16 protein-coding genes are annotated in these 17,288 nt (G+C 41.8%); 5 read left to right on the top strand and 11 right to left on the bottom strand.

Going from position 1 to position 17,288, the window contains the following annotated elements:
• The first annotated feature begins 68 nt into the window (after positions 1-68).
• Positions 69-995, top strand: a complete 927-nt coding sequence (locus A7P54_RS16380; RefSeq protein ID WP_171550198.1) for a hypothetical protein — start codon at positions 69-71, stop codon at positions 993-995.
• Positions 996-1,139: 144 nt separating this feature from the next.
• On the opposite strand, the gene A7P54_RS16375 is transcribed toward A7P54_RS16380, so the two are convergent.
• From A7P54_RS16375 to A7P54_RS16365, 3 genes are all read right to left on the bottom strand, one after another.
• Complete coding sequence (locus tag A7P54_RS16375) at positions 1,140-1,724, bottom strand: dual specificity protein phosphatase family protein (RefSeq protein ID WP_171550197.1); 585 nt, start codon at positions 1,722-1,724, stop codon at positions 1,140-1,142.
• Between the two features lies 1 nt (position 1,725).
• A complete protein-coding gene (locus A7P54_RS16370) occupies positions 1,726-2,535 on the bottom strand; it encodes an MBL fold metallo-hydrolase (RefSeq protein ID WP_171550196.1) in 810 nt (269 codons plus the stop codon).
• A gap of 340 nt (positions 2,536-2,875) precedes the next feature.
• Positions 2,876-3,517 (bottom strand): peroxiredoxin, encoded by a 642-nt coding sequence (locus A7P54_RS16365; RefSeq protein ID WP_171550195.1) that lies wholly within the window; start codon positions 3,515-3,517, stop codon positions 2,876-2,878.
• Positions 3,518-3,880: 363 nt separating this feature from the next.
• Here A7P54_RS16365 and secA point away from each other — a divergent pair, with 363 nt between their 5' ends.
• Together secA and A7P54_RS16355 are read left to right on the top strand one after the other, a co-directional pair.
• On the top strand, positions 3,881-6,610 hold the full coding sequence (secA, locus tag A7P54_RS16360; protein ID WP_004802826.1) for a preprotein translocase subunit SecA: 2,730 nt from the start codon (positions 3,881-3,883) through the stop codon (positions 6,608-6,610).
• 149 nt (positions 6,611-6,759) lie between these two features.
• Entirely contained in the window at positions 6,760-7,164 is a 405-nt protein-coding gene (locus tag A7P54_RS16355) for a hypothetical protein (protein WP_004802827.1), read from the top strand.
• Between the two features lie 63 nt (positions 7,165-7,227).
• On the opposite strand, the gene lpxO is transcribed toward A7P54_RS16355, so the two are convergent.
• The 3 genes from lpxO to A7P54_RS16340 all read right to left on the bottom strand — a co-directional run bounded on the left by lpxO (position 7,228) and on the right by A7P54_RS16340 (position 10,352).
• The gene (gene lpxO, locus A7P54_RS16350) at positions 7,228-8,133 is read right to left on the bottom strand and encodes a lipid A hydroxylase LpxO (RefSeq protein WP_005206139.1); all 906 of its coding nucleotides are present in this window, start codon (positions 8,131-8,133) and stop codon (positions 7,228-7,230) included.
• Positions 8,134-8,295: 162 nt separating this feature from the next.
• Positions 8,296-9,606 (bottom strand): MFS transporter, encoded by a 1,311-nt coding sequence (locus A7P54_RS16345; RefSeq protein WP_171550194.1) that lies wholly within the window; start codon positions 9,604-9,606, stop codon positions 8,296-8,298.
• A gap of 104 nt (positions 9,607-9,710) precedes the next feature.
• Complete coding sequence (locus A7P54_RS16340) at positions 9,711-10,352, bottom strand: hemolysin III family protein (RefSeq protein ID WP_171550193.1); 642 nt, start codon at positions 10,350-10,352, stop codon at positions 9,711-9,713.
• Positions 10,353-10,453: 101 nt separating this feature from the next.
• Here A7P54_RS16340 and A7P54_RS16335 point away from each other — a divergent pair, with 101 nt between their 5' ends.
• Together A7P54_RS16335 and A7P54_RS16330 are read left to right on the top strand one after the other, a co-directional pair.
• The gene (locus tag A7P54_RS16335; protein ID WP_171550192.1) at positions 10,454-11,671 is read left to right on the top strand and encodes an SAM-dependent methyltransferase; all 1,218 of its coding nucleotides are present in this window, start codon (positions 10,454-10,456) and stop codon (positions 11,669-11,671) included.
• Between the two features lie 17 nt (positions 11,672-11,688).
• The gene (locus A7P54_RS16330; RefSeq protein ID WP_171550191.1) at positions 11,689-12,111 is read left to right on the top strand and encodes a GNAT family N-acetyltransferase; all 423 of its coding nucleotides are present in this window, start codon (positions 11,689-11,691) and stop codon (positions 12,109-12,111) included.
• A 38-nt stretch (positions 12,112-12,149) separates the two neighbouring features.
• On the opposite strand, the gene A7P54_RS16325 is transcribed toward A7P54_RS16330, so the two are convergent.
• From A7P54_RS16325 to A7P54_RS16305, 5 genes are all read right to left on the bottom strand, one after another.
• A complete protein-coding gene (locus tag A7P54_RS16325; protein ID WP_005206134.1) occupies positions 12,150-12,386 on the bottom strand; it encodes a hypothetical protein in 237 nt (78 codons plus the stop codon).
• Between the two features lie 193 nt (positions 12,387-12,579).
• Positions 12,580-13,434: a patatin family protein gene (locus A7P54_RS16320; RefSeq protein WP_171550190.1), complete on the bottom strand. Its 855-nt coding sequence runs from the start codon at positions 13,432-13,434 to the stop codon at positions 12,580-12,582.
• A 66-nt stretch (positions 13,435-13,500) separates the two neighbouring features.
• Positions 13,501-13,725, bottom strand: a complete 225-nt coding sequence (locus A7P54_RS16315) for a hypothetical protein (protein WP_005206131.1) — start codon at positions 13,723-13,725, stop codon at positions 13,501-13,503.
• Positions 13,726-13,891: 166 nt separating this feature from the next.
• The gene (locus A7P54_RS16310) at positions 13,892-16,027 is read right to left on the bottom strand and encodes a 3-hydroxyacyl-CoA dehydrogenase NAD-binding domain-containing protein (RefSeq protein ID WP_171550189.1); all 2,136 of its coding nucleotides are present in this window, start codon (positions 16,025-16,027) and stop codon (positions 13,892-13,894) included.
• A gap of 10 nt (positions 16,028-16,037) precedes the next feature.
• The gene (locus A7P54_RS16305) at positions 16,038-17,243 is read right to left on the bottom strand and encodes an acetyl-CoA C-acetyltransferase (protein ID WP_171550188.1); all 1,206 of its coding nucleotides are present in this window, start codon (positions 17,241-17,243) and stop codon (positions 16,038-16,040) included.
• Between the last annotated feature and the right edge of the window lie 45 nt (positions 17,244-17,288).

Genomic DNA, 17,288 nt, shown 5'->3' with positions numbered 1-17,288 from the left:
AGGAACACATCACAGGCTTTATTCATGCTGTGAGTGTTCCATTAAAATTAAATAGGGGACTCGCGATCATGAATACAGTGATCAGAATATTAGAACGATTTGTTTTTTCGCAAGATTCTGATGTTAGTGCACTGTCTAGTGTTGCCTGTATAGGGGACGATGTTTATTTTGTTGGGGACGATGTCCGTTACTTACTCAAAACCAATCGAAACAATAACCTGACCAGTGCAACGGTTTTTGAAAAAGTTCCGTTATCTGAGTCGTCTGAGCAAATATCATTTAGCGTATTGAGCAAAGCAAAAAAGCCTGATTTTGAAGCATTAAGTTGCATCACCTTAGATGGGCGACAGCAATTACTGGTGATGGGATCAGGTTCCACCGAAAATCGGAAACAAGCATTACTTTATAATCCATCTAACAATCAAATCCGCATTTTTCTGGATACAGTTGATTATCACTTTTTGGAAAACAGCGTTGAATTAACGGGTGGAGCAGATCTCAATATAGAAGCTATCTGTTCAGATCATCGCCATCTCTATATCTTTCAACGTGGTAATATTAATCGCCATCATGGTGTTTTAGTTTTTGATTTAGCTGAAATTCAAGCAGGAAAATCGTTAGAAAATGCGCTTATCAACTCGCTTAATCTGAATTTGCCTGAGATTGAGGGTGCTGCAAGTGGGATTTCTGATGCCTATTTCTTTGTGGATAAAAATCTAATAGTCGCCACGGCAGCGGTTGAGCAAACATTAAATACCTATGACGATGGTGATGTACTGGGTAGTTTTATTTTGCTGTTTTCGTCAGAGGGTAAAGCCTTATCTAGCCATTTGATTCAAGATGAAGACGGTAAAACGCTCGCGATTAAAGTTGAAGGAATTACTTGGTTCGAGTCGAGATCCGATGGGGAAGTATTCTTATTGGTCACGGATAGTGATGGCGGAGATTCTGAAATTTTAAAGGTCTGGTTGGCTCATTCAGTTTTTGAAAACTAGGAGGGGAAGTAAAACTTGCTTTGTGATCATGCAATTTTGAGCAGTATATTGTGCAGGTTGATTCATGATGACTGGACAAGCCAGTTCCTTTACGAAGCTCTATTTGCTAAATAAATAGAGCTTCGTCCAAAATAATTACAATATTTAGTGAGATGGATTAGACAGTTGTTTTTGAATCCATTTTACATTTTCAGGCGTAAATAAATGGTCAATGTTTTTCCAGATCACATGGAAGCCATAGCCTCCTTGTTTCATCTCTTTGACCGCATCATCAATTGACCAGTTTTCAAAAATAATCCGATACATGGCAATGGTTGCACCAGTACGGTCAGAACCATGGTAGCAATGCACTAAAATTTTATGATTCTTTTCTTTGGCTGTTTGAATCGCTTGCATGGTTTGTAATAGATCTTGACGATTGATGGCCCATGTATAAATTGGAATATGCACAAGATTAAACGGTTGATCTTTTAAAACTTTGGCATCTTCATTTCTGGCTCTGAGATTAATGACCGTATCAATATTATATTGTTTTAAGCTTGGAATGAGTTCATTGCTGGGCTGATCACTACGAAATACATCATTGCTAATTTGATAAAAATTATGCTGCTGTGAAATCAGTGTTCCCCAGTTTTTTGGACGTTGTTCATCATTGAGGCTTGAATGCTTCATGCATCCGCCTACACTGAGTGTAGAAATCAGGGTGAGGGCAAGGAGTTTTTTTTTCATATTACTGATAACGATTGAATTCGACGGGATCGTGCGCACAAATTAACTCAATGCTTGGTTCATGTTGAGCGAGATATTGTAACTGCTTGAGGTTTTGCAAACGCAGTTGATTATTTTCAGCCAATAAGCGCTCAGTGAAATCTAAAGCCCTGAGTTTATTTTTTGGATTGAGTTCCAAATGGGTGTAATAGGCATCGCCACAGAATAGGACCCAGCCATCAGCCTTTTTAATCGCAATCCCACAGTGCCCAGCAGTATGTCCAATCAGTGGAATCATCAGGATTTCCTCTTGAAATAAGGCTAATCCTTTGACTTTTTGTAGATTAAACCAAGATTCACCTTCACTATGTTCCGCAAAGCTCCAATGGCGATGTTGTTTGAATTGCTCCGTTTTATAACGGAGCTTGCCTTTGGCTGTGAGTGATTGAGTGGCATTAAATTCAGCAGCTAAGAGATGTACGGTGGCATTGGGGAAGTCTGAAATTCCACCGGCATGATCAAAATCTAAATGGGTCACAAAAATATGTTTTACATCACTGGGGTTAAAGCCGAGCTGTTGAATTTGTTGGATGGCAGTAAGTTTTAAATTCGGCACAATTGAACCAAACTGTTTAAGTAAACGGCCTAAACGCTGTTCAGTATGTAAATAGTCTTGAAGCCCTAGACCTGTGTCAATTAAGACTAAGCCACGATCAGTTTCAATCAATAGACAATGACAAACGAGGTGTGCTTTCCAGCCTTTTTGTCCAAATAATGGCGCACAAGTCGGGCAGAAGCTGCCGCAATGTAGATGGTGGATATTGTAGATCATGATGCTTTTTTTTATTGTGTAGCGGATCGAATTATTTTTATAACCGATTGATTCAGAAATACCAAAACAATTTTAGCTTATATATAAAAAAGCCTATCCAGAGGATAGGCTGAGATGCATGTTATTCAGATTTAATATTATTTTATTACTGCTTGGGTTTATCCTCTACTACGTACTTCGTTTGTCTTGCACTGCGATTAAAGCATACGCTTTAATCCTTTAATTCACAGCATAGCTGCTCATCTTCTTGCGAAGCTTTAGCCGCTTCTCAGGAACGAGCGTTGCTCGTCTTTATTGCTACGCACTTCGTTTGTCTTGCACTACGATTAAAGCATACGCTTTAATCTAGTTCAGGCTGGGGGGTGAGTCTTAAATAAGGTTTGACCGCCTTATAGCCTTTCGGGAAGCGTTGTTTGATTTCTTCTTCATCTTTCAATGAAGGCACAATCACCACATCTTCGCCATGTTGCCAGTTTGCTGGGGTTGCTACTTTATGCTTGTCAGTTAATTGTAGTGAATCTACCACCCGCAATACTTCATTAAAATTACGGCCTGTCGATGCAGGATAGGTAATAATCAAACGAACTTTCTTGTTCGGGTCAATAATCACCAATGAACGTACCGTTAAAGTCTCACTGGCATTTGGATGAATAAAGCCATACAGCTCAGAAACTTTACGGTCTTTGTCTGCGATAATCGGGAAGTTGACCGTGGTGTTCTGCGTTTCGTTGATGTCCTGAATCCAGCCTTGATGTGATTCAATATCATCGACTGAAAGGGCGATGGCTTTCACTCCGCGCTTGTCAAACTCATCTTTTAGCTTTGCGGTATAGCCAAGTTCCGTGGTACAGACTGGGGTGTAGTCGGCTGGATGGGAAAAAAGGATTCCCCAGCTATCCCCTAAAAAGCCATAGAAATCAATATCGCCTTGGCTTGATTGTTGTTGGAAATTTGGGGCGATGTCGCCTAAACGTAATGTCATGATCAGTCCTCTATACATTCTTTATGTTTTCTATCTCTATTCAATATGCAGTATTCTCTTTATAAATAAAAAGATTGTTTTTTCATTTTGTTATGAATTTTTTGGATATGAATAAGTAGTGATGCTAAAAAATGATCAGAAATACACATTCAAATCGATGTAAGTTAAATGCAAATTTGCTACATTAACGCTCTTTGGTTGTGTGATGTCAGAATCGCCTCGCAGATTTTTTTGCCTGTTTGAATGCAAAGCACTTGTAGTTCTTATTTCTGACTCCATAATAACAGCTAAGAAAAAATTAACCGACCTAGGGTTTGTTGAAATTGACAAACCTTATAACAAACAGGATTAGAGAGTTTATTCATGTTGGCAAGTCTGATCGGAGGTATCTTCGGTACAAAAAATGAGCGCGAGCTCAAACGCATGCGTAAAATTGTTGAACAAATTAATGCGCTTGAACCGACGATATCTGCTCTTAACGATGCAGACCTCTCTGCAAAAACTCCAGAATTCAAACAACGTTTTAGTAATGGCGAAAGTTTAGATAAGTTAATGCCAGAAGCGTTTGCGGTGTGTCGTGAAGCAGCAAAACGTGTCATGGGCATGCGCCATTATGACGTGCAGTTGATTGGTGGTATTACCTTGCACGAAGGTAAAATTGCCGAAATGCGTACAGGTGAAGGTAAAACCCTGATGGGTACTTTGGCTTGTTATCTTAATGCATTAAGCGGTCAAGGCGTTCATGTGATTACGGTGAACGACTACTTGGCACAACGTGATGCTGAGTTAAACCGTCCATTATTCGAATTCTTAGGCTTGAGCATTGGTGTGATTTACTCCATGCAAATGCCTGCTGAAAAAGCACAAGCGTATACTGCTGATATTACTTACGGTACCAATAACGAATTCGGTTTCGACTATCTACGTGACAATATGGTGTTTTCTCTACAAGAGAAAAAGCAGCGTGGTTTAAGCTATGCCATCATCGATGAAGTCGACTCAATTCTAATTGATGAAGCACGTACGCCATTAATTATTTCTGGTCAAAGTGAAGATTCATCTCATCTTTATCAGCTTATTAATAATATTCCTCCAACATTACGTCCACAGAAAGAAGAAAAAGTGGCTGATGGTGGGCATTTCTGGGTCGATGAGAAACAACGTTCAGTTGAAATGACTGAAGTCGGCTATGAAACGGTTGAGCAAAAACTGATTGAAATGGGCTTGTTGGCTGAAGGCGAGAGTCTTTATTCAGCAACTAACCTGAATTTAGTTCACCATGTCACTGCAGCTATTCGTGCACACTATCTTTATCAAAAGAATGTGCACTACATTATTGGCGTTAATCCACAGACTCAGAAAGAAGAAGTCATTATTGTGGATGAAAGCACGGGTCGTACCATGCCTGGTCGTCGCTGGTCAGAAGGCTTGCACCAAGCGGTTGAAGCCAAAGAAAGCATGGAAATTCAACCTGAGAACCAAACGCTTGCAACCACAACTTTCCAGAATTATTTCCGTCTATATAAAAAGCTTTCAGGTATGACAGGTACTGCCGATACTGAAGCTGCGGAAATGAAAGAAATTTATGGCCTAGATGTTGTCATTATTCCAACGCACCGTCCAATGGTTCGTAAGGATCATAACGATTTAATTTATTTAAACCGTAATGGTAAATACACCGCGATTATTGAAGAAATTACCAATATTCGTCAGCAGGGTGTTGCACCGATCTTGATTGGTACTGCAACCATTGAAGCAAGTGAAATCTTGTCTTCTAAGTTGCTACAAGCAGGTATTCATCACGAAGTCTTGAACGCAAAACAGCACGAACGTGAAGCGGATATTATTGCGCAAGCGGGTAGTCCAAATGCGGTGACGATTGCGACCAACATGGCGGGTCGTGGTACAGATATTTTGCTGGGTGGTAACTGGAAAGCCAAGCTTGCCAAAATTGAAAATTCAACGCCTGAAGATGAAGCCCGCTTACAAGCACAATGGGAAAAAGATCACGAAGATGTTTTAAGTTCGGGTGGTTTGCATATCATTGGTTCTGAACGTCACGAATCACGTCGTATTGATAACCAGTTACGTGGTCGTGCCGGTCGTCAAGGTGACCCAGGTGTATCTCGTTTCTATTTATCGCTTGAAGATGACTTGATGCGTATCTTCGCGGGTGATCGTGTGGTTGCCATGATGCGTGCGATGGGCTTACAAGAAAGTGAAGCCATTGAACACAAAATGGTCAGTCGTTCAATCGAAAATGCGCAGCGTAAAGTTGAAGCACGTAACTTTGATATTCGTAAGAACTTATTGAAATACGATGATGTAAACAACGAACAACGTAAGATCATTTATTCGCAACGTGATGAAGTATTGGCTGAAAGCACTTTACAAGATTACATCGAAGAAATGCATCAAGAAGTGGTGAAGGGCTTAATAGCGGACTTTATTCCACCTGAGTCGGTGCATGATCAGTGGGATATCGAAGGCTTGGAAAATGCTTTACATGCAGATTTAGGCATTGACTTGCCTGTACAGCAATGGCTAGACCAAGATCGTCGTTTAGATGAGGAAGGTTTGATTGCACGTATTACTGATGAAGTAATTGCACGTTATCGTCAACGCCGTGAACAAATGGGTGATGAATCAGCAGCAATGCTTGAACGTCACTTTATGTTGAATTCACTTGATCGCCATTGGAAAGATCATTTAGCGGCGATGGATTATCTGCGTCAAGGTATTCATTTACGTGGTTATGCGCAGAAGAATCCTGAGCAAGAATACAAGAAAGAAGCCTTTAACTTGTTTGTGAATATGTTGGGTGTGATCAAGTCTGATGTCGTGACGGATCTTTCTCGTGTGCATGTGCCGACAGCAGAAGAGTTAGCTGAACTTGAAGCACAGCAACAACGTCAGGCTGAATCAATGCGTTTGTCTTTCGAACATGATGATGTTGATGGCTTAACGGGTGAAGTCACTGCTTTTGAAGAAACTGAAGTGACAGAAAATGCATTCCCAGTACCAGAAAGTCGTAATGCACCTTGTCCATGTGGTTCAGGTCTTAAATACAAACAATGTCACGGTAAAATCTAAGTTCATGACTTGATTTAAGCTGAAATAAAAAAAGCAGAGCATCAGCCTCTGCTTTTTTTACGAGAATTTACTTGAGTCCAAGCACGCTTTGTAGTTTCATTATTGGACTTACAGATCTTGATTGAGTTCGCATTAAAAGCGGGAAGACAATGAAAAAACCATTACAACTTTTAATTTTGGCAACTGCGGCGGTATCTGGTTTTGCATTTGCAGACGATGCACCACAAACCACAACTGTGGATAAAGTATTGGCAGCAAAAGGTACCAATACAGCTGAAGCGCAAGTCAAGCGTGAAGTAACAACTGTGATTAGTCCACGTACTGGCATTCGCTATACCCTAGGTGATACAGGCAACCGCCCAATCGTATTGCAAACTGCTGCAATCGCACCTGCAAACTCAGCAAATATTAACCGTATTGTGGCATCAAACCCTGCATTATCAGCACAAAGCCAAGAGAAAGCGAAGATTGCTTTAATTGGTGAAACAGCTGTTCAGGCGGCTAATGCGGCTGCGGCACAAACTGCAGGTACTCAGACTGCTAAAGCAAATTAATTTCAACTTGTTTGGAATAAAAAAAGAGATGCAATTGCATCTCTTTTTTATGGAAGAATTTTATTATAAAAAGCTTGGTAATAAAATTAAGCCAATCAGGATAGCAAAAAGCAGCCACTTTGATACGTAGTAAAGTGGGCGATTACGCTCTTTTAGGCCACGGCCATAGTGATGCACAGCATAGCCGTATTTAAAAATACGGTTAATAAAACCAGTTTTGTCTTGGTCATCATTGGGCGAACTTGCCGCAGACATGACATTACGACCAAACCAGTGATTAAACTTTTGTGCCCAACCCCATTTCATCGGGCGTTCGATGTCACAGAATAAGATAATACGGGTTTCATCGGTTTTGTTTTCAGCCCAATGCACAAAGGTTTCATCAAAGACGGTAGCTTCACCATCTCTCCAGCTATAACGCTCTTGATCGACTTCGATAAAGCAATCATCGCTATTGGGTGTCACTAGACCAAGATGATAACGTACCGATCCTGCATAGGGATCACGGTGTTTACCTAAGTAGCTGCCAGAAGGCAATTCGGTAAACATGGCAGCTTTGACTGATGGAATACTTTCCAGTAACGCTACCGTTTTTGGACAGAGTTGATGAGCAGATGGATGACTATCTTGATACCATTTCAGATAAAAGCGTTTCCAGCCTCGTTTAAAGAAGGTATTAAAGCCTGCATCATTGTTTTTTTCAGAAGCTTTAATTTGATTTTGCAGTTGAATGGCTTCTTCACGAATCACTTGCCAGTTATCCTGCAATGGTTTCAGTTCTGGGAACTGTGCCACATCGAAGAAAGCCTGATTCGGCAACTTAGAAAAGCCCGTCATAAACATGTTGATCGGTGCTAAAAATGTCGAATGGTCAAATAATTGTCGAGATGCTTTTAAGCGCTCTTTACCCCGTAAATAGGTATACAAAAAGCTGACTAAAAATACGGCAACGATAATCACTGCGTACATAACACAATCGTCTAAAAAAAATGAAGGCGGTTATTTTAGCACAAAAAATATTTGGAAGAATGCAGCCCTAAGCGCAACTTTATAAGATAAAAACTATGCAATTGAATGGTATTTCAGATGATCTAAGCGTGTATTTTTCGCAGATCATCTGAAAAATAATGATTAAATTTGGTTATTTACATCATCATGCTTGGTTTCACGAATCATTAAAAATGCGATTAACGATAAAATGGAAGCCAAACTTAAATATAAACCAACTGCGCCTAAGCCATAACTTTCTGCCAACTTGGTTGCGATATACGGTGCAAAGGATGCGCCGAAAATGCCTGCCAAGTTAAAAGTTAAAGCTGAGCCTGTATAGCGAACTGAAGTTGGAAAGATTTCTGACAATACGGTACCAATTGGACCATAGGTTAAGCCCATAATCGAAAGACCGATACATAAGAACAAGAACACCAGAATTGGGCTACCTGAGCCGAGTAGTGGCGCAAAACATAGTCCGAACAAGGCTGAAAGAATACATACCGCAATTGATGTATTTTTACGGCCAAATTTCTCTGCAAAAATTGCAGATAGGGGAATAAAGGCAGCAAAACATAAAGTCGCTACCAGTTGCAATACTAGGAATTCACCACGGGCATAGCCGAGCTTGGTGGTGCCCCAGTTCAAGGCAAATACGGTGGTGAGATAGAACACCACGAAAGTACAGATTGCTGCAATTGTCCCGAGCACCAACATTGGTAAATGCTTGGTCATGACCTCTTTAAACGGGACATTCACTTCTTTTTGCTTGTTTAATACTTTTTGGAAAGCGGGGGTTTCATGCAACTTTAAACGGATGTATAAACCGACCAAAACCAGCACAGCACTTGCAATAAATGGAATACGCCAACCCCATGTCATGAATGCTTGTTCAGACATAAAAGCATTGAGTAATAAAAATGAGCCTGTTGCAAGGATGAAACCGATTGGTGCGCCGAGTTGTGGGAACATACCATACCAAGCACGCTTGCCCTCTGGTGCATTCTCAGTGGCAAGCAGTACCGCACCGCTCCATTCACCACCTAAGCCTAAACCTTGACCCAAACGGCATAAGGCAAGCAATAGAGGCGCAGCAAGGCCAATTTGTGCATAGGTTGGTAGTAGGCCGATACAGACAGTTGAAATACCCATCGTCAGTAAAGCAGCGACCAATGTGGCTTTACGTCCGATTCGGTCACCGAGATGTCCGAAAATTGCAGCACCAATTGGGCGGGCAATAAAAGCAATCGCAAAGGTCGCAAGTGACTTGAGCACCGCAGCGCCATCGCTACTTTCAGGGAAAAATAAGTGTGGAAAAATGAGTACTGCTGCTGTGGCGTAGATATAAAAGTCAAAAAACTCAATTGTCGTACCGACAAGGCTAGCAAATAATACCCGTACTTTTGAATTGCTGGCCACTTCTGGGGTGGCAGTCGTAGTGCTTGACGACATACAAGACCTTCATGTTATTCATTCAAGAAACAGAATAGCGGTTGTCTTGAAAATTCCTTTTGAATGTGCAGTTTTACTTCGAAAACTTAATGCTATATATGGACTTATAATACATAACAGTAGATTGCCAAAAAGTGTAATCCTGCGCCTAATAGCACAAAAACATGCCAAATTGCGTGGGTATATCTTACCTTTTTTAAGGCATAAAACAATGTGCCGATGGTATAAGCCAAACCACCTGCAATCAGTAGTTGCACCGCTTCTCGAGACAAGTAACGTTGCATATCATCCATCACCAAAACAGCCAGCCAACCCATGACTAAATAGGCGGCTAGAGAAAGTTTTTGGAAGCGATGAATGAATACCAGTTTGAACAAAGTACCGATCAGAGCAATGGCCCATAAGGCGATTAGTAAGTAATGCGCTTTGGCGGTTGGAATGGCAATACTGAGAAAAGGGGTATAGGTGCCTGCAATCAGATAGTAAATCGCGGTATGATCCAGTTTTTTATACCAATAACGTTTACGTTCATCTTGGGCAAAGTGATACAGCATGGAACTACTGAGCAACAGTACCAAGCTAAAGCCATAGACCCATAAACTGATCCATTGCCCTAAAGGCAGGCCATAGCCTTTGATGATCAAAAAGATTGAGGCAATTAAAGCCAGTACTGCGCCAGCGCCGTGGCTATAGGCATTAATCAGTTCTTCTTTGGGGTCATAGTCCAGCAATGTGTTTGTGTTCATCAAGCGATCTGGTTGCATAAAAATACAACTGTATCGTAATGCAATTTCCCTTTTAAAGTAAGACGCTTTAAAATTTAGTTTCTATTTGTCAGGTTTTCATTATGTTTGCGCCGAATTTTTCTTTTGAACAAGAACAGCAGTTTTTCTTGGATATCCAGCAATCTATTGAAAATAAAAGCTTTGACCGCCTGATTTTGAGTCAGTACAAAGGCGAAATAGCGCAACTAGAAAAGATGACATTTCGTGTGATTGAACTGCAGGGACAGGCAAACTTGTCTTGCTTATACCATCACACCACACAAGACATCACTAAAAATTATAGTATTGCCGAAGGTTTGGAAAAGATTGCTGAGTTATTGAGTCTGTCTAAGCAAGCCAATCTCTTTAGTACTGAACAAGACGTTCAACTGAAGAAAAATAAGAAGAAAGCCATGTTGAACACTCAGAAGAAACAGGCATCTACCGACAAAGTCGGGCAACAGCAGCACGATCGTGAAAAGCAGCGTTATGTACAACAGCAAAGTCCATTTTTAAAGCATCTCGGGATTACCGATGAAAAAGGGAAAATTATCCCAAGCATGGCACGCAAGTGGAAACAGATTAATAAATTTATTGAAATCTTTTCGCATGCGTATGAACAGATTGACGCTTCACAGCAAGAATTGAATATTGTTGATTTTGGTTCAGGTAAGGGCTATTTAACTTTTGCCTTATATGACTATTTGCAGGCGCAGCAGAAAACACCGTTAATTACGGGGGTTGAACTGCGTTCGAATCTGGTTGAGTTTTGCCAGAATGTGGCTGATCAAACGGGTTTTAGTCATCTGGATTTCTTTGAAGGGGATGTGCGTAGCTATCAGCCAGAAAAGTTAGATGTGATGATTGCATTGCATGCCTGTGATATTGCGACTGACTTTGCCATTCATACTGGTATTCGTCTGAATGCATCGATGATTATGTGCGCACCGTGTTGCCATAAGGAACTCCGTCCACAGCTACAAAGTCCAGAGGTGTTACAGCCGATGTTGCAATTCGGCATTCATGCAGGACAACAGGCTGAAATGTTAACGGATACATTACGTGCATTACTGCTTAAAGCTTATGGTTATGAAACCAAAGTTTTTGAGTTTGTGTCTTTGGAGCATACCAGTAAGAATAAAATGATTCTTGCGACCAAGCGCAAAGATATTCAACAACCTGATGCCAAAATCATTCAGCAGATTCAAGCGTTAAAAGCCATGTATGGCATTGAAAAACAGAGTCTGGAATTATTATTGCAAGATCAGATGCCAGTCGAGAATATTGGCTGTAAGTGTTAATTAAAACAGAGAAAACGATGTACCAAGTCAAACAGGGAAATTGGGATCAATTACAGCAAGATGCGAAATTGATCCGAACATTGGTTTTTATTCAGGAACAAGGTATTGCTGAAGCGGATGAGTGGGATGAGCAAGATGCGATCTCACAACACTTTGTTATCTATGATCAGGATCAGCCGATTGCGACAGCACGATTATTACAAAATAATAGTGTGGGGCGCGTTGCTGTGCTTAAGGCTTATCGGGGGCAAGGTCTTGGTCAAATGATCATGCTGGATATTATTGCCTTTGCGAAGCAGCAGGAACGTGCATTCCTGCATTTGTCTTCACAAGTCCATGCGATGTCATTTTATCAGCAGCTTGGTTTTGTGGTGCAAGGGGATGAATATGATGAATGTGGCATCCCTCATATTGAAATGCGGATGCCACTTCTACAGTAAATTCAGAATGAAGTGAATGAGCTTGAATTGGACTGAGTTTATGGCTGTTGCTGAGTTTGGGCAGCCACTTCAGAACTCGCTGAAGAGCTATTTTGAGCATGTTCCTGTTGTTGCGCTTTACGTTGTGCGCCTGGCATATAATCAGGTTCTTGGGTCATGGCCAAATAGAAAAAGCTTAAAAAGATCGTGCTGAGCACACCGACAATAATGACAAATTTCCATCCCAATACGGTTTCTTCATTTGAATCTTTTTTGGGGGATGGTTGATTATTCATAATAAATTCCAAAAATAACAAAACATAAAACTAGATTTTGCGCCTTTTGAGGCTGATTTGCCAAGTGGAAATTTTGAATAAGAAATTGGCTCACACTTTGGATAGGGACGCGTAGACCAAAGATGCTGCCATCGTTGAACTAAGAAAAAACGCTTCGCCATCCAAAGGAAAATTGGATGTGTTTGTATAAGAATTAAAGCTTGTTCCAGTCCTCAATTGCCTTTAAACCTGTTTCTATTCCTACCTCATAACTATAGCGTATCTTGGTTTTATTCTTTGAAAGTCGACCTGCCATATTTTTTAAATCAGGGGGGCAAACTTCCAAGATTTTCTGTTCCGAGGGTGTACGAGTAAATTCGACGGCAGCGTTATAACGTTGGGTACGAGTCAAAAGACTGTGTGCAAAACCACGTTGCTGCTTAAATAGGTATTTGGCAAGGAACTGATCACCTTTACTGCTGGCTTTATAATAATTTTTTGGACGAGTTCTGAGTACCATTAACTTGGAAACCTCATGCTGTTGCGCTGCCCAATGCACGGGTAAGGCATCTGCAACACCGCCATCAAAATAAGGCTCACCGAAGACTTCAACCGCTTGCCGAGTTAAGACTGGAATTGAACTGGATGCTCTTAGACCTTCTAAGATATTGTCTTTGGACGCTTTGATATAGGTGGCTTCACCTGAAATGGCATGGGTCAATACCATATAAAATTCAGGATGATTGGCAAATAGATGAGCTTGATTGAGCGGATGCTCTTGTTCTACCACATCCCACATCCATTTTAAGTCCAGTAAGTCACCACCTTTGAAAAAGCGACCATATTGGATAAATTCAGTGCGGAGCGAATGATCTAAATAAATTTGTAGGGTACGGCCTTGCTGTGCCGCGAGGTAGTTGGCGACATTGGTTGAACCAGAAGAGACGCCAATACAGAGATCAAAAGGATTAAATTGTTGCTGTAAAAATGCATCTAAGACACCGCTGGTGAACGCACCGCGCATTCCACCGCCTTCAACGACCAGTGCCTGACGATTTTGTTGAAGCATTGAAAATCTCGAATATCATGATAAACCCATGTTTTACACGGATTTATCATATTCGACAATAACACTTTAGTGATTGTGTTGATGTGCTTCCGTTGCCCCTGTTTCTGTTGTCACTGATGATTGTGACATTTCAGCTGGGGTAGCTGCTTTCTTTTGATTCATTGGCATATAATCTGGTTCATTATTAATGGCCAAGTAGAAAATCACCATAAACAGTACACTGAGAATTGTGGTGATAATTAATGCTTTCCAACCCCAAGGCGAAGTTTCTGGGCAGAGTTTTTCAGACATAAGAAATTTCCAAATGATGCAAAAAAATAAAGCAGAATTGAGAAAGTTATAGCATAAATTGTGATGCATTACTCAGATGTTTTGCTGTGATTTTGTCGAGCGCATAAAAAAGCCCGTACAGACAAGGAGTTCCATACGGGCCTTAATTGGCTTGGCTAAATCGAGATTATTGAATCACAGTATTTTGCTGTGCTTTTTCTTTCAATAATTTTGGTGGTGTAAAACGCTCACCGTATTGTTCCGCCAGTTGCTCAGCACGTTGCAAGGATTTTTCAATCCCATTTTGATTCAGGAATTGAATGGCACCGCCTGTCCATGGAGCAAAACCAATTCCGAAAATTGAACCGACATTGGCATCAATCACAGATTCTAAAACGCCTTCCTCATAGCAGCGTAAAGTATCCAGTGCTTGTACAAACAGGAAACGGTCAATCATGTCTTGTTCAGAAATACTATTGTCTTTCTGCCAACGACTGAGCCCATCCCATAAATGTTTTTTACCATTTTCAGGATAGTCATAGAAACCTGCACCTGCAGCCTTACCTTTACGGTTCAGCTCGTGAATCATGGTGTGTACCACGTCATCCACTGGGGTTTTCGGTAAATCTTTGCCTTCCGCTTGCAGGGCTTTACGGGTTTCTGCTGCAACATGTTCAGTCAAGGTTAGAGAGACTTCATCCTGAATGGCAAGTGGGCCAACCGGCATACCTGCTTTCAGTGCTGCCATTTCAATTTTGGCTGGATGTACACCTTCTGCAAGTAGACGCATCCCTTCTTGAATGAAAGTACCAAACACGCGGCTAGTGAAGAAGCCACGGCTGTCATTCACTACAATTGGGGTTTTGGCAATTTGCTGAACAAAGTCGTAAGCCTTGGCCAATGTATCAGCAGAGGTCTGTTTACCTTTGATAATTTCGACCAATTGCATTTTATCGACTGGGCTAAAGAAATGTAGTCCAATGAATTTTTGAGCATCTTTACTTGCCGTCGCCAAACCAGTGATTGGTAGGGTAGAGGTATTCGATGCAAAGATTCCACCTTCAGCCAAATATTGTTCAGCTTCTTGTGTCACTTTGGCTTTCAGTTCTTGGTTTTCAAACACCGCTTCGATGATCAGGTCACAGCCTTGCAAATCTGCCGCATTCGCCGTTGCAGTAATCAGTGCTAAGACTTGGTCACGCTTTTCTACGGTCATACGGCCTTGTGAAACACGTTTATCCAGTAATTTTTGTGAGTAGGCTTTGCCTTTTTCAGCATTTTCAACAGAGACATCTTTCAAAACTACAGGGATGCCTTTGATTGCAGTTGAATAGGCAATGCCTGCACCCATCATCCCCGCACCTAACACACCCACTTTAGTCGCTTGCCATTTTGCAACATCCGCAGGGCGACTTGCGCCAGACTTGATTGCATTGAGACCATGCCAAAAAGTGCCGATCATATTTTTAGAAATCTGACCGACCGTGAGTTGAGTAAAGTAACGTGATTCGATACGCAAAGCGGTATCAACATCAACCTGTGCACCTTCAACCGCAGCAGCCATGATCGCTTCAGGCGCAGGGTAACAGCCTTTGGTTTTATCACGCAGCATTGCAGGGGCAATCGCAAGCACTTGTGCTACAGCAGGCGTTTTCGGATCACCACCTGGGATCTTGTAGCCTTTGACATCAAAAGGCTGTTGGGATTTGGGATTGGCTTTGACCCAAGCAATGGCCTTATCTAATAGCTCTTGTTCATTCTCAGCAGTGTCATGTACCAAACCCAGTGATTTTGCTTTATCCACGCCAAATTGCTTACCTTCCATTAAAAATGGAAACGCATTTTGTAAGCCAAGTAAACGCACCATACGCACGATACCGCCACCGCCTGGCAGCAAGCCTAAGGTCACTTCAGGCAAACCAAATTTGGTTTTTGGATCATTGATGGCAATACGGTAATGACAGCCCAAAGCAATTTCCCAACCACCACCGAGCGCCGTACCATTTAAGGCAGCAACAACGGGTACACCTAAAGTTTCAATCGCACGTAAGTCACCCTTGAGTTCTTCAATCATTTTGAAAAATTCAGTGGCATGTTCAGGTTGTACTTGAATCAGCTCATCCAAGTCACCACCAGCAAAGAAGGTTTTCTTGGCGGAACGGAAAATAATGCCTTTTAGATCCGTTTCTGTTTTAAGCTTTTGGCTGACTTCATTGAGTGAATCACGGAATTCTGCATTCATGGTATTGGCAGATTGACCCGATGAATCAAGGGTAAGAATTACAATATTGTCAGCGTTTTTTTCGTATTTAATAGCGCTCATGTTGTGCTCCTTACACCAACTCAATAATGGTGGCGATCCCCATTCCACCACCAACACACAATGTGGCTAGGCCACGTTTTTTGCCTTGACGTTCTAACTCGTCTAACAAAGTTCCTAAAATCATGGCACCTGTTGCACCCAACGGATGACCCATCGCAATTGCACCGCCATTCACATTGACTTTCTCGGCTGGAACGTTGAGTTCATTGATAAAACGCATCACCACGGCAGCAAAGGCTTCATTGACTTCAAATAGGTCAATATCATCAATCGTTAAGCCCGCTTTGGCTAAGGCTTTACGTGCAGCAGGGGCAGGGCCTGTCAGCATGATGGTCGGGTCAGTCCCCACCAATGCCGTTGCCAATACTTTGGCACGTGGTTTTAAGCCTTGTTCTTTGACGGCTTTTTCAGAAGCCAATAATACTATCGCAGCGCCATCAACGATGCCTGATGAGTTACCCGCATGATGCACATGGTTAATTTTTTGTGCTTCAGGATACTTCTGTAGCGCAACCGCATCGAAGCCCATTTGTCCCATCATTTCAAAGCTGGCATTCAGTTTTGCTAAGCCTTCAACGGTGGTCGCACCTCGAATAAATTCATCTTTTTCTAAGATCAGTACACCCGAATGATCTTTAACAGGAACGACGGATTTATCGAAATAACCTTTGGCCTGTGCTGCCGCTGCTTTTTGTTGTGAGCCGACTGCAAACGTATCGACATCTTCGCGGCTATAGCCGTCTAAAGTGGCAATCAAGTCTGCACCAACGCCTTGTGGTACAAAAGACGATTTTAAGTTGGTTTCAGGATCAAGTGCCCATGGGCCGCCATCAGAGCCCATCGGGATACGTGACATGGACTCCACACCGCCTGCGACGACGATATCTTCCCAACCAGAGCGGACTTTTTGTGCTGCCAAATTGACTGCTTCCAGACCAGATGCACAGAAACGGTTGATTTGCACACCAGCAACATCATCATTCCAGCCAGCTGCAATGGCTGCAGTTTTAGCAATATCACCGCCTTGGTCTGCAATCGGGGTAACACAACCTAAAACGATGTCATCCACTTTTGACGTATCAAGTTGATGGCGTTGTTGTAATTCATTGAGTAATGATGTGAGTAAAGTAATCGGTTTGACTTCATGAAGTGAGCCGTCTTTTTTCCCTTTTCCGCGTGGTGTGCGAATGGCATCAATAATGTAGGCCTCGCTCATAGGTTTTCCTTGTATCACCTTAAAATTGTTGTTTATCGAGTGTAC

Origin of the sequence: Acinetobacter sp. Ac_3412, from assembly GCF_013072675.1 — a bacterium.
Taxonomy (GTDB): domain Bacteria; phylum Pseudomonadota; class Gammaproteobacteria; order Pseudomonadales; family Moraxellaceae; genus Acinetobacter; species Acinetobacter higginsii.
This window is presented reverse-complemented; position numbering and strand designations above follow the sequence as displayed.